General features: G+C 70.5%; 11 protein-coding genes. 3 read left to right on the top strand and 8 right to left on the bottom strand.

What is annotated here, in order from left to right:
• Positions 1–171: 171 nt before the first annotated feature.
• The 3 genes from KD1_RS16275 to KD1_RS10100 all read left to right on the top strand — a co-directional run bounded on the left by KD1_RS16275 (position 172) and on the right by KD1_RS10100 (position 2,854).
• Positions 172–393, top strand: coding sequence for a GNAT family N-acetyltransferase (locus KD1_RS16275; RefSeq protein WP_245627357.1), 222 nt, complete (start codon positions 172–174; stop codon positions 391–393).
• A gap of 222 nt (positions 394–615) precedes the next feature.
• On the top strand, positions 616–1,215 hold the full coding sequence (locus tag KD1_RS10105; protein ID WP_068401390.1) for a hypothetical protein: 600 nt from the start codon (positions 616–618) through the stop codon (positions 1,213–1,215).
• 163 nt (positions 1,216–1,378) lie between these two features.
• On the top strand, positions 1,379–2,854 hold the full coding sequence (locus KD1_RS10100) for an aldehyde dehydrogenase family protein (protein WP_068401387.1): 1,476 nt from the start codon (positions 1,379–1,381) through the stop codon (positions 2,852–2,854).
• A gap of 108 nt (positions 2,855–2,962) precedes the next feature.
• On the opposite strand, the gene guaA is transcribed toward KD1_RS10100, so the two are convergent.
• The 8 genes from guaA to KD1_RS10060 all read right to left on the bottom strand — a co-directional run.
• On the bottom strand, positions 2,963–4,540 hold the full coding sequence (gene guaA / locus KD1_RS10095) for a glutamine-hydrolyzing GMP synthase (RefSeq protein WP_068401386.1): 1,578 nt from the start codon (positions 4,538–4,540) through the stop codon (positions 2,963–2,965).
• A 21-nt stretch (positions 4,541–4,561) separates the two neighbouring features.
• On the bottom strand, positions 4,562–4,927 hold the full coding sequence (locus KD1_RS10090; RefSeq protein ID WP_068401378.1) for a DUF3817 domain-containing protein: 366 nt from the start codon (positions 4,925–4,927) through the stop codon (positions 4,562–4,564).
• Positions 4,920–5,681, bottom strand: coding sequence for an SURF1 family protein (locus KD1_RS10085; RefSeq protein ID WP_169795376.1), 762 nt, complete (start codon positions 5,679–5,681; stop codon positions 4,920–4,922). The genes KD1_RS10090 and KD1_RS10085 overlap by 8 nt, the downstream gene beginning before the upstream one ends.
• Positions 5,682–5,712: 31 nt before the next feature.
• The gene (locus KD1_RS10080) at positions 5,713–7,533 is read right to left on the bottom strand and encodes a GMC oxidoreductase (RefSeq protein ID WP_083542350.1); all 1,821 of its coding nucleotides are present in this window, start codon (positions 7,531–7,533) and stop codon (positions 5,713–5,715) included.
• Complete coding sequence (locus KD1_RS10075; RefSeq protein WP_068401372.1) at positions 7,530–9,119, bottom strand: succinic semialdehyde dehydrogenase; 1,590 nt, start codon at positions 9,117–9,119, stop codon at positions 7,530–7,532. The genes KD1_RS10080 and KD1_RS10075 overlap by 4 nt, the downstream gene beginning before the upstream one ends.
• A 48-nt stretch (positions 9,120–9,167) precedes the next feature.
• Positions 9,168–10,289 carry a GuaB3 family IMP dehydrogenase-related protein gene (locus tag KD1_RS10070; RefSeq protein WP_068401362.1) on the bottom strand — a complete coding sequence of 374 codons (1,122 nt, stop codon included), beginning with the start codon at positions 10,287–10,289 and terminating at the stop codon, positions 9,168–9,170.
• Entirely contained in the window at positions 10,286–11,065 is a 780-nt protein-coding gene (locus KD1_RS10065) for an ABC transporter ATP-binding protein (protein WP_083542349.1), read from the bottom strand. Before KD1_RS10065 ends, KD1_RS10070 begins: the two co-directional genes overlap by 4 nt.
• Positions 11,062–11,845: ATP-binding cassette domain-containing protein (locus KD1_RS10060; RefSeq protein WP_068401355.1), on the bottom strand; the 784-nt coding region annotated here is incomplete at its 5' end. The genes KD1_RS10065 and KD1_RS10060, both read right to left, overlap by 4 nt.

Genomic DNA, 11,845 nt, shown 5'->3' with positions numbered 1-11,845 from the left:
GCGGCGGGCGCCGTGGCGGTGGGCCGCGCGGACGCGAGGGCGGGCGCGACTTCGACCGCAACCGGGGCGGGCGTGACTTCGGTGACCGTGGGTTCGGCGACCGCGGCCGTGGTCGCGGTGACCGGGACTTCGACCGGCGCGGCTGAGCGTCCGCTGAGAGGGGGACACGCGATGACCGCCCCCGGCCGATGGATCACCCGGGTCGAGAGGCTCGCCGACCGGACGGCGATCCGCCAGGTGGTTCTCGCGGCCTTCGACACCGCCGAGGAGGCCGACGTCGTCGACGCCCTGCGCGAGGACCCGGCGTGGATCGACGGGCTGTCGGTCGTCGCCACCCCGACTACTACCCGCGGTTCGGCTTCGAGCGCGCGTCGATGTACGGCATTTCGCTGAGCATCGAGGTGCCCGACGAGGCGCTCATGGCGCTGCCGCTCGACCCCGCGCGGACTCTGCCGGCGGGGGTCGTGCGCTACGCCGCTCCGTTCGGTATCTGAGTCGGCGCCACCCCGCGTGCCGTTGTCGGGCGCCTCTGCTACGAATACTCGTGCGCGCCCACTCGGGGCGGGACGAGCAGGGGGGAGCGGCATCGTGCCGTGCGAAAACTGTGGTGCGTGGGTGACGGGCCGGTTCTGCCCGGAGTGCGGCCACCCGGTGCGCGATGCCGGGCTCGGGCACCGCGGGCGGCTGACCCTCTTCGGGGTCGGCGTCAGCGTCGTGGTCCTGGCCGTGGTGCTGGGCCTGGCGTACTGGGGGCCCGTGAACCCGCGCCTGGCCACGCCCGCCGACGCACCGATCGCGACGGCCGCGGGCCCGACCTCGCCGGAGTCGAACTCCGGGGGCGCCGGAGGCGAGGAGTCCGGCGAGGACGATGGCTCCTCACCGCCCGATGTCACGACGACCACGACCATCACCGTGACGCCGACGTCCGGGGCAACGGCTCAGCGGGTCACGCCGGACCAACCTGACGACGACGGACCCCGCCGGGAGTGCGATGTCGCTGGGCTCCAGGTCGGTCCCGACACCACGTGTGCCTTCGCGCACAGCGTGCAGGCCGCGTGGTTGCGCGCCGGGGGTGGCACGGTCAGCGTCGACGCGTACAGCCCGGTGACCGATCGCACCTACCGGATGCACTGCGTCTCGCGGATTGATCCCGTGCCCGAGCTTGAGTGGGTCACCTGCCGCGCCAGCACGGGGGCGACCGTCTACTTCCACTAGCCAACAGCCGGCACCGCCGACACGCGCGTCACCGCGAAGAACCCACACATGACAGATCTAGCGCCAAAGGCACGCTGTGTGTCATTCTTTTGGTCGTACCATCACCCGGGCCCAGCCGGCCCGGCCTGCGCAGGAGCGCGGGTGAGACGAACGGAGTTGGACGATGACGTCAGACACCACGGTCGAGGTCCTTGAACCTCAGCACGTGTCAGCCGGGGAGCTGCAGCGAATCCTGACCCTGCAGCGAGACACCTTCCGGCAGGAGGGTTTCGTGAGCGCGGCCGTCCGCCGTGACCGCGTCGCCCGAGTCGCGGTGACCATCCTGGAGAACATCGACGAGATCGCGCAGACGCTCAGCCTCGACTACGGCTTCCGCCCGCCGGAGCTGACCAAGGCGTTCGAGACGACCGCGTGGGTGCCCGATGTCCAGGCGACCCTGGCCTCACTGGAGTCGTGGATGGAGCCGACGGAGATCCCCGGCGGATTCATCCAGAACAAGCCACTGGGTGTCGTGGGCGTCATCGGCGCGTGGAACTTCCCCGTGATCCTTGCCTTCGAGCCGGCCATGGCGGCGCTGGCGGCCGGCAACCGCGTCATGTTGAACTTCTCGGAGTTCCATGTCCGCACCGGCCACCTCCTCGCGAAGCTCTTCGCCGAGGCGATCGACGAGAGCGTGTTCGCGATCGTCACCGGCGACCTCGAGACGGCCCGATCGTTCAGCGAGCTGCCCTTCGACCACCTGTTCTTCACCGGATCCCCCGGCGTGGGTCGCCTCATCGCCCAGGCCGCCGCGAAGAACCTCACCCCGGTCACCCTGGAGCTGGGCGGAAAGAACCCGGTCGTCGTCGCGCGCAGCGCCGACCTCGACCTGGCGGCCCACCGCATCGCCGGCACCCGAGCCCTGAACAGCGGCCAGATCTGCCTGTGCCCGGACTATGTCTTCGTCCCGCGTGAGCTCAAGGACGAGTTCGTCGATCGTCTGCGCGCCGAGTTCTCCGCGCTCCTGCCCGACGTGCTCGACAACCCCGGTGTCGTCTCGATCGTCAACGACCGCAACTTCCAGCGCGTCACGGGTCTCGTCGACGATGCCGTCCAGCAGGGCGCCACCTCGATCGTCGTGGCCCCCGAGGCGGAACTGGCGAGCCTGCCCGACGCCGCGACGCGTCGCATCGCGCCGACGATCCTGCTCGACGTCCCGGCCACCGCGCGGATCGCCGACGAGGAGATCTTCGGCCCCGTCCTGCCGATCTACGTCTACGACGACGTGTCCGAGACCATCGAGTACGTCCGGAATCGACCCAACCCGCTGGGTGCCTACTGGTACGGCGAGGATGACGACGAGTTCCGTGCCTTCCTCGATGGGACGACCAGTGGCGGGGTCACCCGCAACGACGGCATCGCCCACGCGCTCCTGCCCGGCGCGCCCTTCGGCGGGGTGGGGAACTCCGGCTCGGGTGCCTACCACGGCAAGACCGGGTTCGACACCTTCACCCACCGGCGGGCGGTCGCGAACGTGACGCAGGAGCGCGGCATCGCCGAGGGTCTCAACGGTCGCGCGCTCCTGGACGAGGGCTTCCTCAGCGTCATCGACCAGACCGTGACCGACGCGGCCGCGTCGTTCCGCCAGCACTTCGTCTGACGACGGCGCGCAACACCACGCGCGAGCGTCACACAAAGAGGGCCAGCGTCACCGGTTATTACCCGTGACGCTGGCCCCATTCCTGTGACGCTCGGTCTCAGCCTGGCGTCACTCCCACTCGATGGTGCCCGGCGGCTTGCTCGTCACGTCGAGCACCACACGGTTGACCTCGTCGACCTCGTTGGTGATGCGGGTGGAGATCTGCGCGAGCACGTCGTAGGGAACGCGGGTCCAGTCGGCGGTCATCGCGTCCTCCGACGACACCGGCCGCAGCACGATCGGGTGACCGTAGGTGCGCCCGTCGCCCTGCACTCCGACCGAACGCACATCGGCGAGCAGCACGACCGGGCACTGCCAGATCTCGTTGTCGAGACCGGCCTTGGTCAACTCCTCACGCGCGATCGCATCGGCCCGACGGAGCGTCGCGAGGCGGTCCTCGGTGACCTCACCGATGATGCGGATCCCCAGACCCGGCCCGGGGAACGGCTGGCGCGCGACGATCTCCTCGGGCACACCGAGCTCCCGCCCGATCGCGCGGACCTCGTCCTTGAACAGCGCCCGCAGCGGCTCTACGAGCTTGAACTGCAGGTCGTCGGGCAGACCGCCGACGTTGTGGTGCGACTTGATGTTCGCCGTGCCCGCTCCCCCGCCCGACTCGACGACGTCCGGGTACAGCGTGCCCTGGACGAGGAACTCGACCGGATGACCATCCTGGGCGCCGTGCCCGACGATGTCACGCGCCGCCTGCTCGAACGTGCGGATGAACTCACGACCGATGATCTTGCGCTTCTCCTCCGGATCGCTGACCCCGGCCAGCGCACCCAGGAACGTCTCGCGCGCGTCGACGGTGACGAGCCTGACGCCGGTCGCCGCGACGAAGTCCATCTCGACCTGCTCGGCCTCGCCCTCGCGCAGCAATCCGTGGTCGACGAACACGCAGGTCAGCTGGTCACCGACGGCGCGCTGCACGAGGGCGGCCGCGACGGAGGAGTCCACGCCGCCGGACAGTCCGCAGATGACCGCGGCGTCGCCGATCTGCTCTCGGATCGCGTTGACCTGGTCCTCGATGACGTTGCCCGGCGTCCAATCGGCGGGGATGCCCGCGCCGCGGTGCAGGAAGTTCTCGAGGACCTGCTGCCCGAACGTCGAGTGCATCACCTCGGGGTGCCATTGCACGCCGTAGAGGCGGCGCGAGTCATCCTCGATCGCGGCGACCGGCGCACCGGCGGTCGTGGCCGTCACCGTCATGCCGTCGGGGGCGACCGTGACCGAGTCGCCGTGGCTCATCCACACCGACTGCTCGGTGGGCTGGCCGTTGAACAGGGTGGAGGTGCGATCGGTCACCGTCGCGGGCGTCGCTCCGTACTCGCGCAGGCCGGTACGGGACACCTCGCCGCCGAGCGCCTGGGCCATCGCCTGGAAGCCGTAGCACATGCCGAAAACGGGGACGCCCGCCTCGAGCAGGGCGCCATCGAGGCCCGGAGCGTCGTCGGCATAGACCGAGGACGGCCCGCCGGAGAGGATCACCGCGGCCGGCTCCTTGGCCAGCATCTCGGCCACCGACATGGTGTGCGGCACCACCTCGCTGTACACCTTCGCCTCGCGCACACGACGGGCGATCAACTGGGCGTACTGCGCGCCGTAGTCGACGACCAGAACGGGGTGGGTCTGTAGGGAGTCACTCACCCGGTCAATCTTAGCCAGCGTTCACAGGCCGAGCTTCGGCGCCAGTTGCTTCCACACCTTCGACTCGATGATGAACGGCACGAACGGCAGGCACGAGGCCAGCAGGATCCCGGCCATCTTCAGCAGCGACCAGCCGACCTTGAAACCGAGGTTGGCCGTGGCGACGGCGAAGACCATGAAGATCAGGCCGTGCACGGGGCTCCACCACGCCAGCACGTCGTTGTTGAACCCGTACTTGAGCACCATCTCGAGGATCAGCACGAACAGCGCGGTACCGGCGACGAACGACATCACCCGGAACACCTTGAGCGCGGTGCGGGTCGAGGCGAGTTCGCGCTCGTCGACCGGCACGGTCTGGTCGGAGGTCTCGGTCGGGATCTCAGGCATGGATCGGCTCCTTCTTCACGGGGGTCGGGGTGGCGAGGCGGACCTCGGTGCGCAGCATGCGCCAGTAGAACCAGAACCCGAACACCCCGAACGCCCACCACTGGATGGCGTAGGCGACGTTGCGCGAGTTCGGTGTGATGTTCGGCATGGGCGGTGGAATGCGCTTCATCGGGGCGGCGGCCGCGATTTCGGCGCCGTCGCGGGTCTCGGACTGGGCGAACCCGATGGCGTTGTAGATCGTCCCGTCCCAGAGGTTGACCAGACGCGCGGTGTCGATCGAGGGGATCTGACCAGCGGGCAGCACGGTCGTCCCCTCGACCGGCGACTCACTCGGCGCCAGTGACGCGCGCACGGTGACCGTGCCCGTCGGCGGTGCCGACACGTCAGCCGGGTCGGGCACCCACCCGCGTACGACGGGGAAGACGGCCTCCTGCGTCCGGAGCGCGGTGACGACCCAGTACCCGTCGCGGCCGTCGAGCAACCGTCCGCCGACCAGCGCCTCGTGCGCGGGCACGTAGCGACCGGTGGCGTCGACGAGTTGGCCGCTGGCATCGGCGGGGAACGCCTGGCCCGGGTCGAGGTAGGTGGTCAGTTCGACCGCTGGACGCTGGCCGGCCTGGGAGACGTCGTCCAGCCTTCCACGGTCGTGGGCCACGCCCATCTGCCACCGCCCCAGGAAGATCGTCGCGATGAAGAAGGCGATCGCGAACGCCAGGAGCCCCAGGAATTTGGGGGTCAGGGCAGTCCGAAGCACCGACACAGGGTACGGGAGGAGTCTGGGAGCCTCACCCGGCCGTGGTGCGGGCCGGTGCGGCGGCCGTGGTAGCAGCGCCGTCGGCCGCATTGTCCGCAGTACCGTCAGCCGGGCCACGCGCCGGCCCCCAGCGGGTGACCGCCGGATGACGTGCCGGCACCGGTTCGACGCGCCGGTACGACGCTCCCGGAACCGGCCTCGAATCGGCCTCGCCCCTGTTCGGCCACAGCGAGAACGCGCGCTCGGACTGCGCGGTGATCGTCAGCGACGGGTTCACCCCGAGGTTGGCCGAGACGGCCGAGCCGTCGACGACACTGATCGACGGATGGCCGTACAACCGGTGATAGGGATCGATGACTCCGCGTTCGGGCGAGTCCGCGATCGGCACTCCGCCCAGGAAGTGCGCGGTCATCGGCATGTTGAACGGCTCGCCGATGTTGCCGCCGATGACGGCGTTGACACCGGTGACCTCGGCCAACTGTTTCGCCACTTCGCGGGCCACGTTGTGCGCCAACGGGATCCACGACGGATTCGGCTCACCGTGTCCCTGACGTGAGGTCAGGCCACGCTTCCCCCGGCGCGACAAGGTGATCGAGTTGTCGAGCGTCTGCATGACGAGCAGGATCACGGTGCGCTCCGACCACCGGCGGATCGGGGGGTGACGCACGAACGTCCAGGCCTCCTCCGGGTGCCGCCGAATGTGCCGTAGCAGCTTGCCCAGCCCGATGCCTGGAGTGTCTCCGGGCACGAGGAGCGAGATCAGCAGCCCCATCGAGTTCGACCCCTTGCCATACCGCACGGCCTCGACGTGGGTGTCGGACGCCGGGTGGAACGAGGTGGTGATCGCGACTCCGGTGTCGAGCCCACCGCCGTCGGGGACGCGCGCGGTCATCGCCCCGAGCAGCGCCTCGGAGTTCGTGCGGGTCAGCTCCCCCAGCCGCGGCGAGAGTCGCGGCAGGTCGCCGGACCCGGCCATGGCGTGCAACAGCTGTTGGGTGCCCCACGTGCCGGCGGCCAGGACGACGTGACGGGCGGTGAGCACACGAGGGTCCTTCGCTGCTCCGCGCGCGCCGGTGCGCTCGGTGCGCACGCGCATGACCGGCGACGACGGGTCGGAGCCCGGTACCTCGCCGAGGTGGGTTACGGTGCGCATCGGCTCGATCGTCACGCCGAGTTTCTCCGCGAGCGCGAGGTAGTTCTTCATCAGGGTGTTCTTCGCCCCGACGCGGCAGCCCACCATGCAGTTGCCGCACAGTGTGCAGCCGGTGCGATCGGGTCCGGCGCCGCCGAAGTACGGGTCGGCCACGCGCTTCTCCGGTGTGCCGAACCACACCCCCACCGGGGTGCGCCGGAAGGTGGAGCCGACGCCCATCGACTCGGCCGTGCCACGCATCGCCTCCTCGGCCGGGCCGTCGAGTTCGTGCCCGGTGCTGCCGAGCATGCGCTGGGCCATCGCGTAGTGCGGGGCGAGTTCGTCCTGCCAGTCGGTGATATGGCCCCACTGCCGGTCGGTGAAGAACTCCTTCGGCGGCACGTAGTGGGTGTTGGCGTAGTTGAGCGAGCCGCCGCCCACGCCGGCACCGGCGAGCACGGCCACGTGGGGCAGCACGTGGATGCGCTGGATGCCGTAGCAGCCGAGCTCGGGCGCCCAGAGAAACCGCTTCAGGTCCCAACTGGTCTTCGCGAAGTCCTCGTCCTCGAAGCGGCGGCCCGCCTCGTACACGTGAACGCGGTAGCCCTTCTCGGCCAGACGCAGCGCGGCCACCGCACCGCCGAAACCGGAGCCGATGACGATGACGTCGACGTCGGCATTCGCCGCATCGACCCGGGTGGCGTTGAACTTGGCGCTCACTTCAGACGGGCCTTCTTCAGGGCGCGCATGCCTCCGGTGAACGTCGCGGCGAACCTCTCCTGGGACATCCCGAACACCGGGCCGTAGGACACGAGATGTTGCACCGCGACGGTCTGCGACTCGGTGTACTTGTGGATGCCCTGCTGCCCGTGACGGCGCCCGACCCCGGAGGCCTTCATCCCGCCCATGGGTGCGTCGATGCTGCCGTGCGCCGAGGCATAGCCCTCATTGACGTTGACCGTGCCCGTCTGGATGCGCGTGGCGATGTCCTTGCCGCGGCGGGTGTCACGGGTCCAGACCGAGGCGTTGAGGCCGTAGTCGGTGTCGTTGGCGAAGGCGATGGCACCCTCGTCGCTGGGCACGACGTGGAGGCTGACCAGCGGGCCGAACGTCTCGTGGCCGTAGCAGATCATATCGGGCGTGACGTCGGCCAGGACCGTCGGCTCGACGCAGAACGGCCCGATCTCCGGCAGCTCGCGGCCACCGGCGAGCACGGTCGCGCCCTTGGCCTGCGCGTCGCTCAGGTGCTCGCGGAAGGTGTCGAGCTGTCGTTGGGAGACCAGCGAGCCCATGTCCGGGCCGAACGCCAGGTCGACGGAGACGCGCATCTCCTTGACGGCGGCGACGAAACGCGCGGTGAACTCCTGCGCAACGGCCGTGTGCACGGCGATCCGCTCGATGGCGATGCAGGTCTGGCCGGCCGACGCGAACACGGCCCGCACTGCCCCTGGCACCGCCTTGTCGAGGTCGGCGTCGTCGGCGACGTAGAGGGTGTTCTTGCCGCCGAGTTCGAGGCTGTATCCGACGAGGCGCCCGGCCACCGATTCGGCGACCTTGCGGCCAGTGGCCGTCGATCCGGTGAATCCGACGACATCGCCGCGGTCGAGGACGGCCGCGCCGATCTCGGCTCCGCCGGCGACGACCTGCAGCACGCCCTCGGGCAGACCGGCGTCGTCGAGGCATTCGGCCAGCGCGAGCGCGGTCAGCGTGCCCTGCGGGTCCGGGCGCAGCACGACGGAGTTGCCGGCGGCCAGGGCGGGTAGCGCATCCTCGAACGCCATCGCGAGGGGGTAGTTCCACGGGGAGACGATGCCGACCACGCCGACCGGGTGGTGGTACTCGGTCACCTGGGTCAGCACCGGGTAGACCCCGCGGCGGCGCTGCGGGCGCAGGTGCGCGGTCGCGGTGCGGGCGTAGTAGCGCGCCACGACGGCCACGGAGCCGAGTTCCTCGAAGGCGTGCATGCGCGTCTTGCCGGTCTCGATCTGGCAGAGGTCGAGCAGTTCGCGCTGCCGGTCGAGCATGATGTCGTGCAGGCGCAGCAGGATCGCCGTACGGTCGGCGATGGAGGTCGCGGCCCACCGTGGCTGGGCGGCTCGGGCCGTGGCGAACGCGCGATCCACGTCGTCGATGGTCGAGGCGGGCAGGTCCCCGATCGCGCCGCCGGTCAGCGGCGAGTTCGTGGTCAGGTTCGGGGCCGAGCGAGAACTCACCACCCGGGCCGTGAGACGGCGGCACACGGCGGGGTCGACAAGCAGGGTCGCACTGCGGTCGATCATGGGGTCGGCGATGGCCTCGGATGACATGGGTCACTACGCTACTCGGCGGTAGCCAAGCGCGCCAGAGATCTGGCGTCAGCGAACCTTGTACGGCGAGACGACGACGTCGATGCGCTGCAGGTCCTTGACCTCGGTGTAGCCGGTGTTGGCCATCGCCCGCCGCAGCGCACCCATGAGGTTCGTCGTACCGCGCGCGTCCCGGCCGGGGCCGAAGAGCACCTCGGTCAGCGGCGCCACCTGCCCGACCTCGACCCGCTCCCCGCGGGGCAACTCGTGGTGGTGTGCCTCGCTGCCCCAGTGGAACCCGCCGCCGGGCGCATCGGTCGCGCGCGCCAACGCCGCGCCGAGCATGACCGCGTCCGAGCCCATGGCGATCGCCTTGACGATGTCGCCCGAGGTGCCCACGGCGCCGTCGGCGATGACGTGGACATACCGGCCACCCGACTCGTCGAGGTAGTCACGCCGTGCCGCCGCGACGTCGGCGATGGCCGTGGCCGCCGGCGCGTGGATGCCCAGCGTCGTGCGGTTGGTGTGCGCCGCGCCGCCGCCGAACCCGACGAGGACACCCGCGGCGCCGGTGCGCATGAGGTGCAGCGCCGCCTGGTAGCTCGCCGCGCCCCCGACGATGACCGGCACGTCGAGTTCGTAGATGAACCGCTTGAGGTTGAGGGGCTCGACGCGACTGGAGACGTGCTCGGCCGAGACGGTCGTGCCACGGATGACGAAGAGGTCGACCCCGGCCGCGAGCACCGTGCGGTAGTGCTGCTGGGTGCGCTGCGGGCTGAGCGCACCGGCCACGGTCACCCCGGCCTCACGGATCTCGCGCAGCCGCTCCGTGATGAGCTCCGGCTTGATCTCCTCGGCGTAGATCTCCTGCATGCGCTGCGTGGCGGTCGCCGGGTCGAGGGTGGCGATCTCCTCGAGCAGCGGCACGGGATCGGAGTAGCGCGTCCACAGACCCTCGAGGTCGATGACCGGCAGACCGCCCATCTTGCCGAACGCGATCGCCGTGGCCGGGGACATGACCGAGTCCATCGGCGCGGCCATGACCGGCATCTCGAAGTGGTACGCGTCGATCTGCCAGTCGAGCGACACCTCTTCGGGGTCACGGGTGCGCCGTGACGGGACGACGGCAATGTCATCCAGGGAGTAGGCCCGACGGCCCCGCTTGCCTCGACCGATCTCGACTTCGTTCACCCGGCCAGCCTAACGGGGACCGATGGCGTCACCGGATCGGACACGGCCTCACCCCTCGACGCGATTGACGTCGTCACGGCCGCGAGGTCGTGCACGGTCGGGGTCCAGGCGTGCAGCAACTCGTGGTCGTGGCTGATCGCGAGCACGCCCATGCCGCGTTCCACGGCGCCGTTGATCACCCCGATCACCGAGGCGGTCGTCGCCGCGTCGAGCATGGACGTGGCCTCGTCGCACACGAGATGGTCAGGCTCGGAGACGAGTGCGCGGGCCAACGCGGCCCGCTGGAGTTGTCCGTCGGAGACCTCCCGCGGCAGGCGGCCGAGCAGGTCGTCGGTCAGTCCGACACGGCGGGCGACCCCGCGCACGGCCTGCTCCCGCTCGTCGGCCGCGATCCGCACTCCGCGTCGCGCCCCCCGCCCGACGGTCAGGGGTTGGGCGATGATCTCGGCCAGCCGCAAGTGCGGGTCGCAGGAGCGCCGTGGCGACTGGAACAGCATCGCCACGCGTCCCGACATCCGCCCGCGGCGCGTCTCGATCGCCTCGCCGCCGAGGGTCACCGACCCGGCCATCGGGGCGATCAGTCCGGCGAACGCGCGCCCCAGGGTGGTCTTGCCCGAGCCGGAGGGCCCGGTCAGGCCCACGACCTCGCCGGGTGCGATCGTCACGGTCGCGCCGGTGATGACGGCCTGCCCGCCGTAGCCGAGGGTGGCGTCGAGGGCCTGCAGGCTGGTGTCCACCCCGGCCTCGGCGGCCGGGCGCAGGTGATGGGGACTCATGGGTGGGCACCTTCCAGACGGTCGGCGAACGTCACCGACGGGTCGAGATCGGTCAGGGACGGGGGCATCCCCGGAATGGGCTGGAGACCGTTGCGCGGCAGGGCACCCAGCAGCGCGCGGGTGTAGGCGTGACTCGGGGCGGCGAGCACGTCCGTGGCCGAGCCGTGTTCGACGATCCGCCCGGCGTACATCACGGAGAGGTCGTCCGCGACGTCGGTGTCGAGCAGTGCCCCGAGGTCGTGGGTGATGAGCAGCACCGCTGCTCCCAGGTCGGCGTGGCGACGCAGCAGGGCGAGGGTGCTGCGCGTCAACTCGGGGTCGAGGCTGGCGGTGGGTTCATCGGCGAGCAGGACCTCGGGGTCACCGGCCAACGCGAACGCCACGGCCGCCCGACCGGCCATGCCACCGGAGAGTTCATGCGGGTACCGATCGAGCACCTCGGCAGGGAGCCCGACGAGGGCCAGCAGGTCCTCCGGGGTGTGACGCCCGTCGATGGCGGCAAGGGTCTCGCGCAACTGGGACCCGACCTTGCGCGTCGGGGTCAGGTACGTCGCGCTCGACTGGGCCACGGTGCCGATGCGTCGGCCGCGCAGCCCCTCCCAGAGGGTGGCACGCGGGTGGCCCAGGGCAGCGGTGACGTCGGTGTCGCACACCCTCACCGACCCGGTCGCGCGGGTGCCCGGCGGGAGCATGCCGATGAGCGCGCCGGCCAGCGTCGACTTGCCACAGCCGGACTCGCCGACGAGCGCGTGCACCCGCCCCGGACGCAGCTCGAGATCG

Origin of the sequence: Kribbia dieselivorans NBRC 106261 (assembly GCF_001552435.1) — a bacterium.
In the GTDB taxonomy this organism is placed as follows: domain Bacteria; phylum Actinomycetota; class Actinomycetes; order Actinomycetales; family Dermatophilaceae; genus Kribbia; species Kribbia dieselivorans.
Note: the sequence above shows the minus strand (reverse complement) of the source record. Positions and strands in the feature narration are given on the sequence as shown.

What these genes read in the sequence shown, in the direction of transcription:
- KD1_RS16275 (WP_245627357.1), top strand. Translation starts at nt 172, where the DNA reads ATGACCGCCCCCGGCCGATGGATCACCCGGGTCGAGAGGCTCGCCGAC.
- KD1_RS10100 (WP_068401387.1), top strand. Translation starts at nt 1,379, where the DNA reads ATGACGTCAGACACCACGGTCGAGGTCCTTGAACCTCAGCACGTGTCA.
- KD1_RS10090 (WP_068401378.1), bottom strand. Translation starts at nt 4,927, where the DNA reads ATGCCTGAGATCCCGACCGAGACCTCCGACCAGACCGTGCCGGTCGAC.
- KD1_RS10075 (WP_068401372.1), bottom strand. Translation starts at nt 9,119, where the DNA reads ATGTCATCCGAGGCCATCGCCGACCCCATGATCGACCGCAGTGCGACC.
- KD1_RS10065 (WP_083542349.1), bottom strand. Translation starts at nt 11,065, where the DNA reads ATGAGTCCCCATCACCTGCGCCCGGCCGCCGAGGCCGGGGTGGACACC.